General features: G+C 65.5%; 16 protein-coding genes and 1 tRNA gene. 7 read left to right on the plus strand and 10 right to left on the minus strand.

Annotated elements, in window-relative coordinates; all coding sequences use genetic code 11:
- Positions 1-18: 18 nt before the first annotated feature.
- Together RBJ75_RS23930 and RBJ75_RS23935 are read right to left on the minus strand one after the other, a co-directional pair.
- Entirely contained in the window at positions 19-1,443 is a 1,425-nt protein-coding gene (locus tag RBJ75_RS23930; protein ID WP_044410632.1) for a lytic murein transglycosylase, read from the minus strand.
- Positions 1,444-1,602: 159 nt separating this feature from the next.
- On the minus strand, positions 1,603-2,355 hold the full coding sequence (locus RBJ75_RS23935; protein WP_044410635.1) for a sulfite exporter TauE/SafE family protein: 753 nt from the start codon (positions 2,353-2,355) through the stop codon (positions 1,603-1,605).
- An 87-nt stretch (positions 2,356-2,442) separates the two neighbouring features.
- Here RBJ75_RS23935 and RBJ75_RS23940 point away from each other — a divergent pair, with 87 nt between their 5' ends.
- Positions 2,443-3,336 (plus strand): LysR substrate-binding domain-containing protein, encoded by an 894-nt coding sequence (locus RBJ75_RS23940; RefSeq protein WP_044410638.1) that lies wholly within the window; start codon positions 2,443-2,445, stop codon positions 3,334-3,336.
- Between the two features lie 8 nt (positions 3,337-3,344).
- On the opposite strand, the gene hisN is transcribed toward RBJ75_RS23940, so the two are convergent.
- The 3 genes from hisN to RBJ75_RS23955 form a co-directional block, all read right to left on the minus strand.
- Positions 3,345-4,127 (minus strand): histidinol-phosphatase, encoded by a 783-nt coding sequence (gene hisN, locus RBJ75_RS23945; RefSeq protein ID WP_044410640.1) that lies wholly within the window; start codon positions 4,125-4,127, stop codon positions 3,345-3,347.
- Positions 4,128-4,788: 661 nt separating this feature from the next.
- Entirely contained in the window at positions 4,789-4,977 is a 189-nt protein-coding gene (locus tag RBJ75_RS23950; protein ID WP_044410643.1) for a Flp family type IVb pilin, read from the minus strand.
- Between the two features lie 181 nt (positions 4,978-5,158).
- Positions 5,159-6,046, minus strand: coding sequence for an N-formylglutamate amidohydrolase (locus RBJ75_RS23955; protein ID WP_044410645.1), 888 nt, complete (start codon positions 6,044-6,046; stop codon positions 5,159-5,161).
- A 303-nt stretch (positions 6,047-6,349) separates the two neighbouring features.
- Between RBJ75_RS23955 and cpdR the strand changes: the two genes are divergently transcribed.
- From cpdR to RBJ75_RS23975, 4 genes are all read left to right on the plus strand, one after another.
- Entirely contained in the window at positions 6,350-6,709 is a 360-nt protein-coding gene (gene cpdR / locus RBJ75_RS23960) for a cell cycle two-component system response regulator CpdR (RefSeq protein WP_044410648.1), read from the plus strand.
- Positions 6,710-6,778: 69 nt separating this feature from the next.
- A tRNA-Val gene (locus RBJ75_RS23965) sits at positions 6,779-6,853 on the plus strand.
- A gap of 173 nt (positions 6,854-7,026) precedes the next feature.
- Positions 7,027-7,785 carry an ABC transporter ATP-binding protein gene (locus RBJ75_RS23970; protein WP_044410653.1) on the plus strand — a complete coding sequence of 253 codons (759 nt, stop codon included), beginning with the start codon at positions 7,027-7,029 and terminating at the stop codon, positions 7,783-7,785.
- A complete protein-coding gene (locus RBJ75_RS23975; RefSeq protein WP_044410651.1) occupies positions 7,782-9,308 on the plus strand; it encodes a hypothetical protein in 1,527 nt (508 codons plus the stop codon). Before RBJ75_RS23970 ends, RBJ75_RS23975 begins: the two co-directional genes overlap by 4 nt.
- 286 nt (positions 9,309-9,594) lie before the next feature.
- Here RBJ75_RS23975 and wrbA read toward each other — a convergent pair whose 3' ends face one another.
- The gene (gene wrbA / locus RBJ75_RS23980) at positions 9,595-10,194 is read right to left on the minus strand and encodes an NAD(P)H:quinone oxidoreductase (RefSeq protein WP_044405275.1); all 600 of its coding nucleotides are present in this window, start codon (positions 10,192-10,194) and stop codon (positions 9,595-9,597) included.
- Positions 10,195-10,340: 146 nt separating this feature from the next.
- Positions 10,341-11,039, minus strand: a complete 699-nt coding sequence (locus tag RBJ75_RS23985; RefSeq protein ID WP_044406508.1) for a pirin family protein — start codon at positions 11,037-11,039, stop codon at positions 10,341-10,343.
- 146 nt (positions 11,040-11,185) lie between these two features.
- Here RBJ75_RS23985 and RBJ75_RS23990 point away from each other — a divergent pair, with 146 nt between their 5' ends.
- Positions 11,186-12,130, plus strand: a complete 945-nt coding sequence (locus tag RBJ75_RS23990; protein WP_044406520.1) for a LysR family transcriptional regulator — start codon at positions 11,186-11,188, stop codon at positions 12,128-12,130.
- Here RBJ75_RS23990 and RBJ75_RS23995 read toward each other — a convergent pair.
- Positions 12,117-12,953, minus strand: a complete 837-nt coding sequence (locus RBJ75_RS23995) for a protein-disulfide reductase DsbD domain-containing protein (protein WP_044406511.1) — start codon at positions 12,951-12,953, stop codon at positions 12,117-12,119. The two genes, RBJ75_RS23990 and RBJ75_RS23995, sit on opposite strands and share 14 nt — an antisense overlap.
- 130 nt (positions 12,954-13,083) lie before the next feature.
- Here RBJ75_RS23995 and RBJ75_RS24000 point away from each other — a divergent pair, with 130 nt between their 5' ends.
- The gene (locus tag RBJ75_RS24000) at positions 13,084-13,725 is read left to right on the plus strand and encodes a YqgE/AlgH family protein (RefSeq protein WP_080900885.1); all 642 of its coding nucleotides are present in this window, start codon (positions 13,084-13,086) and stop codon (positions 13,723-13,725) included.
- A gap of 257 nt (positions 13,726-13,982) precedes the next feature.
- Here RBJ75_RS24000 and RBJ75_RS24005 read toward each other — a convergent pair whose 3' ends face one another.
- On the minus strand, positions 13,983-16,859 hold the full coding sequence (locus RBJ75_RS24005) for an EAL domain-containing protein (protein ID WP_276156378.1): 2,877 nt from the start codon (positions 16,857-16,859) through the stop codon (positions 13,983-13,985).
- Positions 16,860-16,979: 120 nt separating this feature from the next.
- Entirely contained in the window at positions 16,980-17,978 is a 999-nt protein-coding gene (locus RBJ75_RS24010) for an NAD(P)H-quinone oxidoreductase (protein WP_044417803.1), read from the minus strand.
- Positions 17,979-18,022 lie beyond the last annotated feature (44 nt).

The raw sequence follows: 18,022 nt of genomic DNA on the forward strand, positions 1-18,022 counted from the left end.
TTGAACGGGCTGGATCGGCTACCTTCCTCTCAGCCGCTGCAGCAGCTCGGTGGTGGCGAAGCCGTCGGCGGGGGCGCCGATCGAGGCCTGGAAGCCGCGCAGGGCTTTGCGGGTGAGGCTGCCGAAGCGGCCGTCGGGGCGGCCGTCATAGAGCCCGCGCTGCGCCAGAAGTTGTTGTAATTCCAGCTTTTCGGTCCGCGACAGCACGCGTTCCTGGCGCGGCCAGGGCTGCACGAAGGGGGCGCCGCCGCGCAGCCGGTCGGCGAAATGGCCGATCGCCAGCGCATAGGCCTCGGCCGGATTGTAGTGCAGGATCACCCGGAAATTTTTCAGCATCAGGAAGGCCGGACCCTCGGCGCCGGCCGGCGCCAGCAGATAGGCCGTGTCGGAGGCGCGCGGAAACGCCTTGCCGGCGACGCGGGTGACGCCGAGATGGTGCCATTGCGCCAGCGTCTTGCTGTAATGGCGGTCGGCCAGCATGTAGTTGAAGCCGCGCGGCACCACGACTTCGTAGCCCCAGGTCTCGCCGGGCTGCCAGCCGTCCTTTTTCAGATTGTTGGCGGTGGAGGCGATCAGGTCGAAGGGATTGTTGATGACGTCGCGACGGCCGTCGCCATCGGCGTCGACGGCGTAGCGCTTGAACGAGGTCGGCATGAACTGGGTCGGGCCGAAGGCGCCGGCCCAGGAGCCGCGCAACTGGTCCGGGCGGACGTCGCCATGATGGAGGATCTCCAGCGCGGAGAGAAACTCGTCGCGGAAATATTTCTGGCGGCGGCCGACGCAGGCCAGCGTCGCGGTGGAATTCAGCACGCTGCGGTCGCCCATCTGGGTCGAGTAGTTGGATTCGATGCCCCAGATCGACGCGATGATGTAGCGGTCGACCCCATAGGCCTTTTCCACCGCGTCGAATTGCGGTTTGTATTTGGCCAGGATTTCGCGGCCCTTGGCGAGCCTGGTGTCGTTGACCAGGATGTCGAGATAGTCCCAGATCGCCTTGGTGAATTCCGGTTGCGAATCCATCAGGTCCATCAGCCGCAGATCAGGCGTCAGCCCGGTAGTGAAGCGCCGAAAACTCTGCTGCGAGATGTGGCGGCGCGCGGCGTCCGGCCACATCGACGCGACGCAGTTATCGAAATTCGCCGCCGCCTGGCGGATCGCCGCCGCGGTCATCAAAGGATGGCCGGAGCCGCCATCCTCGCCGCTCCAGCCGCGCGACGCCGAGCTCGGCGCCGGTGCCGGCTCGTTCTGCACCGAGGCGCTACGGCGCGGCGGGACCGGGACGGAGCGGTTGGCCGGCGCGATCGAGCCAGTGAAGAAATTGTCGAACAGGCTGATCGGGCCGCCGCCGCTGGAGGATTGCGCCTGAGCGGCCGACGACAGCAGCGTCGCGCCGATCGTTGCTGCAATTATCATTCCCGTCAGCCGGCTGCCGGTTCCCGTCATCAATCCATCCCTAGTTTGAAATTCGCCGGGCTTCAGCAGGCCCGGTCAGGGTTTCTATATGCTTAACAAAGATGATTTTTTGTGGTCGGCCGCGGCGTCGCGGCGGCGGCCTGCTTCACATTGTCGCCGTGATGGCGCCCGCGTCAGGCTGGGTAGGGATCACGCAATGAACCTGACCAGCGTCGAGCCGGCAAGATAGCAGCCCAGCCCCATCATGGCGATCAGGAACCAGCGCCGGAATGTCGCCGCGTCCATCCTGTTGCGCACCGTCTGGCCGAGGAACATGCCGGCAAACGCCATCGTCATGGCGATCGCGCCCGGCACCGCGACGGAGGCGTTGAGCAGGCCCGCGGCGGTGAGGTTGAAGGCCTGCGCCAGCGTGGCGACGGTGAAGAATACGCCGAGCGCCTGCACCAGCTCGTCCTTCTCCATGCCGATCGCCTGCATGAACGGCATCGAGGGAATCACCTGGACGCCGGTCGCCGCGGCGACGACGCCGGTGAGCAGCCCGACCACGCCGCCGAGCCATTTTTCATGCGCGGGCGCGACGTGAAAACGCCGCTGGGTCAGCCCGAGCAAGGCGTAGATCACCAGCAGCAAGCCTAGAATCAGCGCGCCGTAGCGCGCATAAGGCCCGGTCATCAAGCCCGCGCCGGCCCGGATCCCGATCGCGGTGGCGAGCATCAACGGCCACAGCCGCCGCACGATGTCGCGCAGATAGGGGCCGACAAAAGTCTGCCAGATATTGGTGACGATCGCCGGCGCGATCACGATCGCCAGCGCCTGCGCCGGCGGCATCGACACCGCCAACAGGCCCATTGCCACGGTCGGTAGCCCGAGCCCGATCACGCCCTTGACGAAGCCGGCGAGCGCGAAGACGACGGCGACGAGGATCAGCAAACTGTCGGGCATGAGGGAATATTGACCGAGCCGGACGCTGCGCACAATGTGGAGCCTCTAGATGCAGCCTTCGGCGCAGCCGAAGGCAGTGAGGACGCGATGCGGTTCGACCTGGTCGATCTTCGGCTGTTCGTCGCTATCGCCGAGGCCCGCAGCATCACCGGCGGCGCGGCCCGCGCTCATCTGGCGCTGGCCTCGGCAAGCGCGCGGATCAGGGGGCTGGAGCAGTCGCTCGGCGTGGCGCTGCTGACGCGCGGTCGTCGCGGCGTGACGCTGACGGCGGCGGGCGACAGCCTGCTCGGCCATGCCCGCCTGGTGTTGCACGACGTCGAGGTGATGCGCGGCGATCTGGCCGCCTATGCGCGCGGCCTGAAGGCCAGCGTGCATCTGCTCGCCAACACTGCCAGTCTCTCGGAGCATCTGCCGAAGGCGCTGGCGGCGTTTCTCGCCGCCCATCCGGATTACGACATCGACGTCGAGGAACGCGAAAGCGCCGAGATCGCCGAGGCGATCGCGGCCGGCGCCGCGGAGGTCGGCATTGCGGTCGAGGCGGCGGTGCCGGCCGCGCTGGAACGCTTCGGGTTTTGTGATGATCGGCTGATGCTGGTGCTGCCGCCGCGCGATCCGCTGGCGCGGCGCCGAACGATCGCGTTCGGCGAAGTCGTGGGGCGGGATTTCGTCGGCCTCGCGGGGCCGAGCGCGCTGCAGGAGCACATCGCCGCGCAGGCGGCGCGGCTCGGCGTGCGGCTGCGGCTTCGCGCCCGGTTGCGCGATTTCGGCAGCGTCGCCCACATGGTCGAGGCCGGGGTCGGCGTGGCGGTGATGCCGGAGGCCGCCGCCAGGGCCTGCGCCAGGACCATGAAGGTCCGGGCGGTGCGGCTGAGTGACGGCTTCGCCCGTCGCAAGCTGGTGATCTGCGTGCGCAGCCTGAAATCGCTGCCGCGGCCGGCCCAGCTAATGGTCGCGCATCTGCGCAGATCGGGATTGTCCTAGCGGCGGCTTCAGGAGTTGAGCTGCTCCAGCGCCGCCTTGTGGGTGCGCGGATCGCCGGCGGCGACGATGCGGCCGCCATTCTGCGCCGGCTTGCCGTCCCAGGTGGTGACGATGCCGCCGGCGCCGGTGATGATCGGGATCAGCGCGGCGATGTCATAGGGCTTCAGCTCGGTCTCGATCACCAGATCGACCAGGCCGGCCGCCAGCATGCAGTAGGAATAGCAATCGCCGCCATAGCGCGACAGCCGGACATCGGCCTCGACGCGGCCGAAGGCGGCGCGGTCTGCGGCGTTCATCAGCAGCGGGCTGGTGGTGAACAAAGTGGCCTCGTCGAGGGCGGCGCAGCGCCGCACCGTCAATTTCCGGCCGCCGGACGGACCTTGATAGTGCGCCGAGCCGCTGTCGCCGCTGAAGCGTTCGCCGATATAGGGCTGGTGCATCATGCCGAACACCGGGTTGCCACGATGCAGCAGCGCGATCAACGTGCCCCAGATCGGGAATCCGGCGATGAAGGATTTGGTGCCGTCGATCGGGTCCAGCACCCAGACATAGTCGGCGTCCTCGCGCTCGCTGCCGAATTCCTCGCCGACAATGCCATGCTGGGGGAAGTTCTCCTTGATCATCCGCCGCATCACCGCTTCGGCGGCGCGGTCGGCCTCGGTCACCGGATCGAAATCATGGCCGGGATTCTTGTTGTCGACCGCCAGCGTGGTGCGGAAGAACGGCAGAATGGTCTCGCCCGACGCGGTCGCAAGGCGTCCGATAAAGGCGGTGAAATCGATGACCGTCACGGGCGTTCCTTGTGAATCGGGTTGTGGTTGCATCGCGCTCCTGGGTAATCCAATCCCGCGACGCTCGCCTGCTTTATTATGCGCGGGCGGGTGCGATCCACATCTACAATGGTTGGGCCCCGGGCGCACGGCCGGTTGCGCAGAACCGATGCCGACAACGTGACCAAAAACCCTCGCCGAGGGTGAGTTTCGGCAAAGCTCCGCGCTGATCACGAAACTGCGACTGGCAGGACCTTCCGGGCGATCGTCCAGGTTGCGGCGTCGGTTTTTATCTCTTTGATTTGGCTCAAAGAATTTATGCTTTTGGAGGCCCCCTCCGCCACTCAGACATGCAATTTTGCATGGGAAATTGCCCGAAAACACTTGCGCTTTGTGCGCCGCAGCCGCATATTGTTGCGGTGCGGTAGCGCCTTGCGCTATCGCTGCCCTCCTTGGGCGTTTCCTCCCTAGACTTGGGCCGCTTGCCAACGCAAGCGGCCCTTTTTTCTTTTGGCAACGTTTGCCGGTTGATAAGCGGCCGATTCCCGATCCCCGATCACCGAAAACGAAATTGGGCCGCCTGCCGGGGCAAGCGGCCCTTGTTGTTTTGAGAACATTTGAGAACGCCGAGATGGTCATCGCCTGTGGAGTGTCAGGCTAGGCCGGATGAGTTCGTGCCTGCTTAGCTGCCGGCTGCTGGAGCCGTGGTCTTCAACGCATTTGAGACGCCAGTGAAACCAAGCAGCAGTTTGCTGCCGATGCCGTTTACAACGGCGATGATCGCGAGCGAGATGCCGGCTGCGATCAACCCGTATTCGATCGCGGTGGCGCCGGATTCGTCGGCCCAGAACTTCGAAAGTGTCGCCTTCAAAATTACCTCCTATGGCTTTGCGGAGTAATGCGCCGCAACCCGAACGTGCATCAGAGGTTTTAAGGAGGACTAAATTCGATCGCGAGAATCCTCGTATTATTCCGTATTTTTTCTTTGAATCAATGACTTGCGGTATTTGGTTGCCGTCTGCGAAAATTGCTCGCAACCGCAAGGTATTAAATTATTCCGCCGCCGCCTGGAACGGCCGCAGATCGCCGAGCGGGATCGTCGCGAGCGCATCGGCCAGCAGGGTGAAGTCGGCGGCCACATCGGCGAATCGGGCGCTGCGCTGGCGCAGCCGTTCATCCATATAGATCGCCCGATTGAGCTCGACTTGCACCGTGTGCACGCCGTTGGCCGGATTGCCGTAATGCTCGGTGATGAAACCGCCCGCATAGGGCTTGTTGCGGCCGACCGAATAGCCGCGCGCCGCGAAGGCTTCCTCGATCACGTCGGGGATCAGCGCGTTGCAGCTGGTGCCGTAACGATCGCCGATCACGATGTCGGGCCGCATCGGTTCGTCGCGCGCGATCCCGACCGACGGCATCGAGTGGCAATCCACTACGATCACGCTGCCGAAATTCTGATGCGCCTTGTTGATCAACCGCCGCAATGCCCGATGATACGGCTTGTACAGCGCCTCGATCCGGCCGAGCGCCTCGTCGATGCCGATGCGCTCGCGGTAGATTTCCTGGCCGTCGCCGACCACGCGGGGAATCGTGCCGAGCCCCCCGGCCACCCGCATCGAGCGGGTATTGGCGAAACTCGGCAATCGGCCGAAAAACATCCGCGGATCGAGTTCATAGGGCTCGCGATTGACGTCGACATAACAGCGCGGGAAATGCACCCGCGCCACCGGAAAGCCGCGCGCGGCCAGGCCATCGATCAATTCGTCCACGAATGAATCTTCGGAGCGGCGCAGCGCCTCGATGTCGATCCGCGACGCATCCAGGAAGGCGTGGGGATAGACCGAGCCGGAATGCGGGGAATTGAAGATGATCGGCGCGCGCCAGTTTGCTGGTTCGGAGATCTCGAAGGCTGGCGAGAATTCACCGTCAAAATCCGTCATGCTCGGGCGCCATCCTTCGAATAAGTGGTGATCCGGCCTCGTCCCCGCTCGCGATTGCCGACTTTTTCAGCACAAACATTGTCGGCAATCATCCAAGCGCTGCCAAGCAAAATAAACCCGGCCGCCCTAAGACGCGTGCGATCGCCCGGAACCCGTTGATTTGTTGATCCGTCGTGCGATCGGGCGCAGGATCGGCCATCGCCGCCGCGCGCCATCCGCGGCGCGGCTTTCACCCGAAATTTACCAACCATCGGGCTTAGTGCCGCGAGTGATCCTCTCATCCGGGTTTGACGTCCAGCCGCCATGCACAAAATCCTCCTCGCCGAAGACGACAACGACATGCGACGGTTCCTGGTCAAGGCGCTGGAAAACGCCGGGTTTCAGGTCTCGTCCTACGATAACGGACTGTCAGCCTATCAGAGGTTGCGCGAAGAGCCGTTTGAAATGCTTCTAACCGACATCGTGATGCCGGAGATGGACGGGATCGAACTGGCGCGCCGCGCCTCCGAACTCGACCCCGATATCAAGATCATGTTCATCACCGGCTTTGCCGCAGTGGCGCTGAATTCCGATTCGGAAGCCCCGAAAAACGCCAAGGTGCTGTCCAAGCCCGTGCATCTGCGCGAATTGGTCAGCGAAGTGAACAAGATGCTGGCGGCCTAATTCCTCCATCGGCGTCCTTGCCTCGCCGCTTTGGAGCCGATATAGGGACGCAACCCGGACTTGACGTGAGGGCGCGTAGCTCAGCGGGAGAGCACCTCGTTGACATCGAGGGGGTCACAGGTTCGATCCCTGTCGCGCCCACCATCCCCTCCGCAGTGAAGATCCCCTCCGGGGGGCGCCGCCGGAACGCCGGGCGAATCAGCTGACCAGACCGTTCGGCCGAGCCGGCCGCGATCCTCGGCCCCATCCCACGCGGATTCACCGGGCCGAAACCTATCCGCGCCATGCTGCAAGCCAGTTTCAACTGGATGGCCCGCATGACCTCCGATCGCCTGACATCCGCGCTGGCCTTGCGCGGCCTGACCAAGACCTATGACCGCCCCGCCGTCGACCGGCTCGATCTCACCGTTCGGATCGGTGAATTCTATGCGCTGCTCGGGCCCAATGGCGCCGGCAAGACCACGACGCTGCGGATGGTCGCCGGGCTGTTGACGCCCGATGCCGGCTCGATCGCCCTGATGGGGATCAACGCGCTGGCCGATCCGGTGGCGGCCAAGCAGATCACCGCCTGGGTCTCCGACGAGCCGATGATCTACGACAAGCTGACGCCGCTGGAATATCTCGAATTCGTCGCCGGGCTGTGGGGCTGCGATGCCGCCGCCACCGAGCGCGCCGCGCGCGAGCTATTGGCCCAGCTTGGCCTCGCCGAGCATGCGCATCAGCGCTGCGAAGGCTTTTCCAAGGGGATGCGGCAGAAGGTGGCGCTGGCCGGCGCGCTGGTGCACGACCCCAAACTGATCATCCTCGACGAGCCGTTGACCGGTCTCGACGCGGTGTCGGCGCGCCACGTCAAGGCGCTGCTGCAGGAGCGCGTGCGTGCCGGCTGCACGGTAATCATGACCACGCATATTCTCGAAGTCGCCGAACGGATGGCCGACCGCATCGGCGTCATCATCGCCGGCCGGCTGGTCGCCGAGGGCACGCTGGGCGAATTGCGCGCCCGCAACGGCGCCGGCGATTCCAGCCTCGAGGACATGTTCGTGGCGCTGGTGGATTCGCAAGCGGTCGCCGCGTGAGCGCAACCTCGCTGGCCGGCTTCGCCCGCCACGATATCCGGCTGGCGTGGCGCGAATTCCTGGCGATGATGAGCGGCGGCCGGCGCCGGCGCGGCCGCAACATGGTGCTAGGGCTGCTGGTGTTCGCCGCCTTGCTGCATCTGCCGGCCTACGCCATGGTCGGCCGCTTCGCCGGCCTGTCATCGGACGCCGATCTCACCGCGCTGATCGTCATCACCGTCACTTTGGCGATGGCCTGGCTGTTGATGCTGTCGCAGGCGATCGAATCGGTGACGCGGGTGTTCTACGCTCGCGCCGATCTCGATCTGATCATGTCGTCGCCGGTGCCGCTGCGGCGGGTGTTCTCGGTGCGGATGGCGGCGATCGCGCTGTCCGTCACCGCGATGGCGCTGTTGTTTTCCGCCCCGGTGATCGACGTGCTGGCACTCGGCGGCGGCGCGCATTGGCTGGCCGCGTTCGGCGTGGTGGCGGCGATCGGGATCTCGGCCTCGGCGATCGCGATCGGCTTCACCGTGGCGCTGTTTCGTCTGATCGGGCCGCGCCGGACCCGGCTGGTGGCGCAGATTCTCGCCGTCATCATCGGCGCCGGCTTCGTCATCGGCCTGCAGGTCGCAGCGATCCTGTCGACCGGCACGCTGTCGCGCTTCGCCTTGCTGAGCTCTGGCGTCGCGGCGTCATTTGCGCCCGATGCCGCCAGCATTGCCTGGTGGCCGGTGCGGGCGATTCTTGGTGATCCGATGGCATTGGCGGCGCTGCTCGGCGGCGCCTTGCTGCTGCTCGGGCTGGTGATGACGACGGTGTCGGCGGGACTCGGCGATCTTGTCGTCAGCGCCTCAACCGCCGGCGCCCCATCGACCGCGCGGGCACGGGGCAAGGCCGGGTTTCGCCGCGGCTCGCGGCAGCAGGCGCTGCGGGCCAAGGAATTGCTGCTGCTGTGGCGCGATCCCTGGCTGGTGTCGCAATCGCTGATGCAATTGCTGTATCTGCTGCCGCCGGCGCTGATGCTGTGGCGCAGCTTCTCCGATCATTCGACCGCAATCGTGCTGATTACGCCGGTGATCGTGATGGCGGCCGGCCAGCTCGCCGGCGGCCTGGCCTGGCTGACGATCTCCGGCGAGGACGCCCCCGATCTGGTCGCCACCGCGCCGCTGCCGCCGCGCGCGGTGATGCGTGCGCGAATCGAGGTGGTGCTGATGGTGATCGGCGCGGTGGTCGCGCCGCTGCTGCTGGCGCTGGCCATTGTCGCACCATTGCAGGCGCTGGTGACTGCGCTCGGCTGCGCGCTCGGCGCGATCTGCGCCACCGCGATCCAGCTGTGGTTTCGGGTGCAGGGCAAGCGCAGCCAGTTTCGCCGCCGCCAGACCGCGTCGCGCTTCGCCACTTTCGCCGAAGCGTTTTCCTCGATCGGCTGGGCCGCGACCGCGGTGCTGGTGTTGACGGTCCCGCTGGCCGGGATGGTCACCGGGCTGTTGACCGCCGGCCTGCTGGCGGCGACCTGGAAATTCAGCCCGCGCCACACTTGAAACTGAAGGCTGCACCGCGCAGCCTCATGGTGAGATGCGCGCCGTCTGGCGCGCATCGCGAATCATAAGGCGAGACGGCGCTCATACCAAAGGCGTTTGGTTTCGACTCATCCACGCGTCATGGCCGGGCTTGTCCCGGCCATCCACGTCTTTGATCGTGTACGGCTTTCAAGGCGTGGATGCCCGGCACAAGGCCGGGCATGACGAACGAGAGGCCGTGCCCTTCGGTATCATCCTGCAAGACGCGGCCGAATGGCCGCTCCTCGGGATGAGGCGATCTCACCTATCAGCCGTGCAGCTTGATCGCGGTTTCGGCGATCACCTGGCCCTGATAGCGCGCGCCGGCGAGTTCGTTCTCGCTGGGCTGCCGCGAGCCGTCGCCGGCCGCGATCGTGGTGGCGCCGTAGGGCGAACCGCCGGTGACTTCGTCGAGCTTCATCTGGCCCTGGAAGCCGTAATTCAGGCCGACGATCACCATGCCGAAATGCAGCAGATTGGTGATGATCGAAAACAGCGTGACCTCCTGGCCGCCATGCTGGGTCGCGGTCGAGGTGAAGGCACCGCCGACCTTGCCGTGCAGCGCGCCCTTGGCCCACAGGCCGCCGGCCTGGTCGAGGAAATTCGCCATCTGCGAGGTCATCCGGCCGAAGCGGGTGCCGGTGCCGACGATGATGGCGTCGTAATTGGCCAGATCAGCGATGGTGGCGATCGGGGCTGCCTGGTCGAGCTTGTAATGCGAGGCCTTGGCGACGTCCGGCGGCACCAGTTCGGGCACCCGCTTGATGTCGACGCTGGCGCCCGCGGCGCGCGCGCCCTCGGCGACCGCGTTCGCCATGGTTTCGATGTGGCCATAGGCCGAGTAGTAGAGCACGAGTACTTTTGCCATTGTGGTCTCCGGTGGGTTGAAGTGATGAGAAGAGTTCGTCATTGCGAGCGAAGCGAAGCAATCCAGGGCTCCGAGTCAGAGCTGGATTGCTTCGTCGCAACTGCTCCTCGCAATGACGATCGAGAGGGTCGTGGTTGCTTTTTGCGTTATGCCGCGTCGACCAGCACCAATTCGGAATCTTCCAGCGCCGTGATGGTTAGCTTGGCCTCGTCGCTGATCGCGGCGCCGTCGCGGGCATTGACGCGGACGCCATTGACCTCGACGCTGCCGACGGCCGGCACCAGGTACAGATGCCGCGCCTTGTCGGGCGTATATTCGGCGCGCTCGCCGGCCTTCAGCGTCGTCGCCAGCACCCGCGCATCGGCGCGGATCGGCAGCGCGTCGGTGTCGGCGGCAAAGCCGCTGGCGATGGTGACGAGCTTGCCGGAGCGGTCCGCCTTCGGAAACGGCTTGGCGCCCCAGGTCGGCTGGCCGCCTTCCTGCGCAGGTTCGATCCAGATCTGGAAGATCCGGGTCGGGCCGGGCTCCAGATTATATTCGGAATGCCGCACGCCCGAGCCCGCGCTCATCACCTGGACGTCGCCGGCCTCGGTGCGGCCCTTATTGCCCATGCTGTCCTGATGGGTGATCGCGCCTTCGCGGACATAGGTGATGATTTCCATGTTCTTGTGCGGATGCGCCGGAAACCCGGTCTCGGGCGCGATCTCGTCGTCGTTCCACACCCGCAGGGCGCCGTGGCCCATATTGGCGGGGTCGTAATAATTGGCGAAGGAGAAGTGGTGCTTGGCCTTCAGCCAGCCGTGGTCGGCACCGCCGAGTTTGGCGAAGGGGCGAAGCTCAATCATGTTGGTCTCCGTTGGTTGGCGCTTGGGCGCTTTGGGTTGACGCCTTGGCGCTGATGTCTTGCGTTGGACCCTAGATAGAGCGGCGCCATTGATGCATAAATAGAAACTGTTGAAACTCATTGTTTCTATTTTTGATCGGAACGCTGATGGCCAAACTTCCGGATTTCGAGGCGCTGGCAATCTTCGCCAAGGTGGTGGAGCTGCGCTCCTTCGCCGCCGCCGCGACCGAGCTGGCGCTGTCCAAGGCCACGGTGTCGAAGGCGGTGACCCGGCTCGAGGCCCGGCTCGGCGCCCGGCTGTTCAACCGCACCTCGCGGCGGCTGGCGCTGACCGATGCCGGGCAGAAGCTGGCCGAGAAGGCGACGCAGTTGCTCGCCGACGGCGAGGCCGCCGAAAACGAGGCTTTGGCGCAATCGGCGGCGCCGCGTGGGCTGGTGCGGCTGGCGGTGCCGATGACCTTCGGGGTCAAGGTGGTGGCGCCGCTGCTGCCGGAATTCCTGGCCGCCTATCCGCAGGTCGCGATCGACCTGCATCTGTCCGACCAGATGGTCGACCTGATCGGCGAGGGGTTTGACGCCGGGATCCGGATCGCGAGCCTGCCGGATTCCTCGCTGATGGCGCGGCGGCTGTGCCCGATGCCGCGCTACACCGTGGCGTCGCCGGCCTATCTGCAACAATACGGCCGGCCGACCCATCCGATGCATTTGGCCCAGCATCGCTGCCTTGGCTACGCCTATCTGTCGACGCCCGGCGCCTGGCATTACAGCAATGCCAAGGGCGAGCAGGCCACGGTAAGGCCCTCCGGGCCGCTGCGGGTCAATAATGGCGAGGCGTTGCTGCCGGCGGTGCTCGCCGGGCTCGGCATCGCCGACCTGCCGGAATTCATCGTCGGCGATGCGCTGGCCGACGGCCTGGTGGAAGTCATTCTGCCGGGCTGGCACCAGCGCGAAGGCGCGGTGCATCTGGTGACGCCGCCGGGCGGCCCGCGCCCGGCGCGGGTCGAGGCGCTGTCGGCCTATCTGGCCGACAAGCTCGGCCGGCGCCGCCGCGGCGATTCGCCAGAGCTCACCCCGGATCTCAGTTCAGATTGACGTTGAATTCATAGGACCGGCCGGGACCGACCAAAGTCAGCTTCAGCGCCGCCCCTTCCGCATGCGCACCGGGCGGCAGGCCGTCGAGCGCGAAGCCGAAGCGCTTCACGCCGTCGGGGCCGACTTCGAGCAGTTTCGGCGCCGGCAGCGCCCATTCGGGGGTCGGCCCCTCGACGAACAGGCTGACTTGGGCGACGTCGGGGGCGACCACGTCGACCCAAACCTCACCGCCGTTGCGCTTGACGTCGCGGATCGTCACCGGATTGGCGTCGCCGACCTTGGCGGGCTTCGGCACGGTATCGAGCGCGGCCGACAGGGCGCCGTCCTGGGTGCTGGCAACGCTGACAAACGCCAGTTCGGGGTCGGCCTCGACCGGCACGCACAGCCTTTCGCACACCGCGTAATCGATCTTGGCGCGCAGCGTTACCGGCTTGTCGGCATTCTTCGCCACGATCCGCAGCGGCAGCACGACATGTTTCTTGTAGCCGAAGGAATGCCCGCCGGCGCCGTCGTCGAAGGCGGTCGGCGCCGGCCACAGGATCGTTATCGCGTCGATATTATCGGATTTGCTGAAATCGAACCGCGGCGGCACGCCGGAATCGCCGGGCGTGCGCCAATAGGTCTTCCACCCCGGTTGCAGCTCGAAGGCGATGCCGCCGAGCAGCACCGCGCCGCTGCGCGAGCCGGCCAGCAACCTGACCGCCGAATGGCTGTCGCTGATCCAGGGAGACGCGTCGTCCGCAGAAGCGGCGCCGCCAAGCACCGCGGCGATCGCGGCGGTGGCGACAACGAACAGGGCACGAACAGGAACCATTGCGTTCATCTGACGTCTTTAGGGCTTACGCGGCGCGCAAACCATTGAATTGGCTGTGATCCCAACCTGTCGCAGATTGGAAGCTTGATTGACACGATCGGCACCCAATATCAGGATGGACACCAACATGAGAACGCTGATGGACCCGAAACCCAAAAGGACCAGGCGGACCGCAGCCCAGGGGGCCGGCGAGGCGCCCGATGGCGGCTATCTCGACGGGCAATTGCTGATCGCGATGCCGGTGATGGACGATGAACGGTTCGCGCGCTCGGTGATCTATGTCTGTGCGCATTCCTCGGAAGGCGCCATGGGGATCATCGTCAACCGGCCGGCCGGCAGCATCGATTTTCCCGAATTGCTGATGCAGCTCGACATCATCGACAAGGCCGACGAGATCAAGCTGCCCGAAAACGCCGAGACCATGAAGGTGCTGAAGGGCGGGCCGGTCGAGACCGGACGCGGTTTCGTGCTGCATTCGAGCGATTTCTTTATCAAGGACGCCACATTGCCGATCGACGACGGCATCTGTCTGACCGCAACGGTGGACATTTTGAAGGCGATAGCCAAGGGCGCCGGGCCCAAACACGCGATTTTGGCGCTCGGCTATGCCGGCTGGGCGCCGGGCCAGCTCGAAACCGAGATCCAGGACAATGGCTGGCTGCATTGCGCCGCCGACGCCGATCTGATCTTCGGCGGCGACGTCGAGGACAAATACGACCGCGCCATGCACAAGATCGGCATCGAGCCCGGCATGCTGTCAAACGAAGCCGGCCACGCGTAGTTTGTGCCGATGCCAGCCCGTGTCCGGGCGCGGTGCAGCTGGCCTTTGCCGGTCTACTTGCTGTCATCGCCCGCGAAAGCGGGCGACCCAGTATTCCAGAGCGTGAGTGATCGAGCCGCAACGCTGCGGCGTACTGGGTCCTCCGCTTGCGCGGAGGATGACGGCTGGGGGCGTGGCTACGCGCATCGCTATATCTTGCGCGGAGGATGACGGTTAGGGGCGTGGCTACGAAGCGCGCTCTATCTGCGGCCGGCGGCTCAGCCCGCCGCTTCCAGCCGTTCCTCGTTCAGCAGCCGCATCGCGGCTTCGGCGTCCATCGGCTCGCCGAAGGCGAAGCCCTGGGCGTATTCGCAGCCGAGCTGATACAATTCCACCGCGTCGGAATCCGTCTCCGCGCCCTCGGCGACGACGTCCATGCCGAGATCATGCGCCATCGCGATGATCGATTTCAGGATCACCGGGCGGGTGCCGCGGCTGGAGGTGCGCACGAAGGACTGGTCGATCTTGATGGTGTCGAACGGGAAGCGCTGCAGATAGGCCAGCGACGAATGGCCGGTACCGAAATCGTCCAGCGACAGCCCGGTGCCGAGTTCGCGGATCCGGGTCAGCATCTGGGCGGCGTGTTCGGGATTTTCCATCACCAGCGATTCCGTCAGCTCCAGCTTCAGCGAGCCGCGCGCGATTGCCGAGCGCGCCAGCACGGTGCGGACGTCGTGGATCAGATCGTGCCGCAGCAATTGCCGCGACGAGATGTTGACGCTGGCGAAGATCGGCACCCGCGAGCGCATCGCGCGCTGCCAGATCGCCAGCTGCTTGGCGGTCTGGTCCATCACGAACAGGCCGAGTTCGACGATCAGGCCGATCTCTTCGGCGATCGAGATGAATTCCACCGGCGACATCCGGCCGAGCTTGGGATGATCCCAGCGCGCCAGCGCTTCGAAGCCGGCGATCGAGCGATCTTCCAGCCGCACGATCGGCTGATACAGAATGGTGATTTCCTGCCGCTCGATGGCGCGGCGCAGTTCGGATTCCAGCGTCAGCCGGTCGGATTTGCGCGCCCGCATCGCCGGCTTGTAGACGTCGATGCGGTCGCCGCCGATCCGCTTGGAATGATACATCGCCAGCTCGGCGTCCTTGATGATCTCGTCGGTGAGCTGGGTCTGCGGATCGCTGAGCGCCAGACCGATCGAGGCGGTCAGGAAGATCTCGCGATCGTTGAAGGCGATCGGGGCGCGGATGGTCTTGCGGATGGTTTCGGCGAAGGCGGTGATCCGCGCCGGGTCCTGTTCGGACATCAGGATCAGGCCGAACTGGTCGCCGGCGATCCGCGCCAGAGTGTCCTGCGGCTTCAGGATCCGGGTCAGCCGCCGCGCCAGCGTCAGCAGGATCGAATCGCCGACCGCGATGCCGACGGAATCATTGACCTGCTTGAAGCGGTCGAGGTCGATCACCATCAGGGTCGGCCGCAGGCTCGGCATGGTCTTGGCGAAATTGGCGACGGCGCCGAGCCGGTCGATGAACAGCCGGCGGTTGGGCAGGCCGGTCAGATTGTCGTGCACCGAATCGTGCAGCATCCGCTCTTCGGCGTTTTTCTGCTCGGTGACATCGGTCAGGGTGCCGACCACTCGCGTCACCTCGCCGTCGGAGCCGACCACTGGGCGCGCCTTCAGGGCGAACCACATGAAATGGCCGTCCGGGGTGCGCAGCCGGAAATCCTGGGTCAGCCGGCCGCGGCGCTGGTCGAGCACGCTGTCGAGCGCGGCGCGAAACCGGTCCTGGTCGAGCGGGTGCAGCACTTCGAGCCAGCTCGCCGCGGAGCCTTCCAGCGTGCCGCGCTTCAGCCCGAGCAGGGCCTCGGTCTCCGGGCTGGTGAATACCTTGTCGGCGGAGACGTCCCAGTCCCAGATCAGATCGCCTGATCCGACCAGCGCCAGCGCGCGGCGCTCGACGTCCGACACCACGCCATTGGTGGCGCCGCTGCCAGCAAAGGCGTGCTGCATCACCGTGAAGCCGATCAGCATCACGATCAGCACCAAGCCGCCGAGCAGCGCCGGGCCGACAATGTCGTTGGTGACATAGCCGCCCACCGCCATGCCGGAGGCGATCACCCAGACCACCAGCAGGAACCAGGTCGGGATCAGCAGCACGGCGCGGTCGAAGCCATGGGTCGACAGATACAGGATCAGCGCGAAGCCGGCGAAGGCGATCAGCACCAGCGAGATCCGGGCGATGCCGGAGGCCACCGCGGGATCGAACAGCGCCAGCGCCACCAGCGAGCCGAGAAAGGCCAGCCAGCCCAGCGTCAGCTGCGAATAGCGCACATGCCAGCGGCTGAGATTGAGATAGGCGAACAGGAACACCAGCAGGGTCGCGGCCAGGATCGCTTCGCCCGAGGCGCGCCACACCCGCTCGGCGCCCGCCGACATGTCGAGCACCTTGCCCCAGAAGCCGAAATCGATGCCGATATAGACCAGCACCGCCCAGGCCAGCGCTGCTGCGGCCGGGAACATAATGCTGCCCTTGACCACGAACAGGATCGTCAGCACCAGCGCCAGCAGGCCGGAAATGCCGATCACGATGCCCTGATACAGGGTGAAGGAGTTGACCTTGTCCTTGTAGGCCTCGGGCTCCCACAGATAGAGCTGCGGCAGCTTGTCGGTGCGCAATTCGGCGACGAAGGTGATCACCGCGCCGGGATCCAGCGTGATCCGGAAGATGTCGGCGGTGGGCGAATCCTGGCGTTCCGGGCGGTCGCCGGTCGAGGGCGTGATGGTGGCGATCCGCGACAGGCCGAGATCGGGCCACAACAATCCCGACGAGACGATGCGGTAATGCGGCGCCACGATCAGGCGGTCGAGCTGGTCGTCAGTGTTGTTGGCGAGCGCGAACACCACCCAGTTCTGGCCGCCCTCGCGGGCGCGCACCTCGACGCGACGGACGATGCCGTCGGTGCCGGGCGCGGTCGAGATCTGGATCCGGTCAGTGTCGCTGTGTTGATGGTCGAGGATGGCGGTGAGATCGATCGCAGGCACGTCGCTGCGGACGCTGACCGCGTCGACCGCATGCGCCTTCGGCGAGGCCGCAATCATCATGAGACCCAACGCCAGCGGCGCAAGGTACCTGATCAGACGCAATGTCGGTTCTCCGCGGTTACGCGGCGAGCGCACGCTGAGATGCGCATCCGCCGCGCGATAAATGACATGAATGCGAGAGAAAACAAAGGCTTTACCGGCGAGCCAATCGTCGACCCAGGATCAAACCGTCAACACAATTTTGCCAATATGTTGGCTGGTTTCCATCCGCCGGTGGGCGTCGGCGGCCTGTTGCAGGGCGAATGTGCTGTCGATCAGCGGTTTGATCCGGCCGTCCTGCAACAGCGGCATCACCTTGGCCTCGATCGCCGCCACCATCGCGGCCTTGTCGGCATTGCTGCGCGGGCGCAGCGTCGAGCCGGTGTGGTGCAGCCGCTTCATCATCAGCTTGGCAAAGTTCACCGTCGCCTTGGGGCCGTTGAGGAAGGCGATCTGCACGATCCGCCCGTCGATCGCGGCGGCGTCGTAATTGCGCTCGACATAGTCGCCGCCGACCATGTCGAGGATCAGTTCGACGCCCTTGCCGCCGGTGATGTCCTTGACGACGGCAACGAAATCCTCGGTCTTATAATTGATGGCCCGGATTGCGCCGAGCTTGAGGCAGGCCTCGGCCTTGTCCTGTGAACCGACGGTGACGATCACCTTGGAGCCGAGCGCGGTGGCGAGCTGGATCGCCATCGTGCCGATGCCGGAGGAACCGCCATGGATCAGCAGGGTTTCGCCGGGCTGCAGCGCGCCGCGCTCGAACACATTGTGCCACACCGTCATCAGGGTTTCCGGGGTGGCGCCGGCCTCGATCATCGAAAACGCGGCGGGCACCGCCATCGCCTGGGCGTCCGGGGCGAGACAATATTGCGCGTAACCGCCGCCGGCGACCAGCGACATCACCTTGTCGCCGAGCTTGTGCTTGCTGGCGCCGTCGCCGAGCGCAACCACTTCGCCGGCGACTTCGAGGCCGGGCAGGTCGCTGGCGCCGGGCGGCGGCGGATAGCTGCCGGAGCGCTGCGCGACGTCGGGACGGTTGACGCCGGCGGCCGCCACCTTGATCACGATTTCGTTTGCGCCGGGCGTCGGTACCGCACGGGTCTCGGGCAATAGCACTTCGGGGCCGCCGGGCTTGCTGATGCCGATAACGGTCATTTGCGCGGGCAGCTGTTCCATGATTTGTCCTTGGCAGGGGGCGTGATGATCCCCTGATTAGACAG

This window comes from Rhodopseudomonas sp. BAL398 (assembly GCF_033001325.1).
In the GTDB taxonomy this organism is placed as follows: domain Bacteria; phylum Pseudomonadota; class Alphaproteobacteria; order Rhizobiales; family Xanthobacteraceae; genus JARJEH01.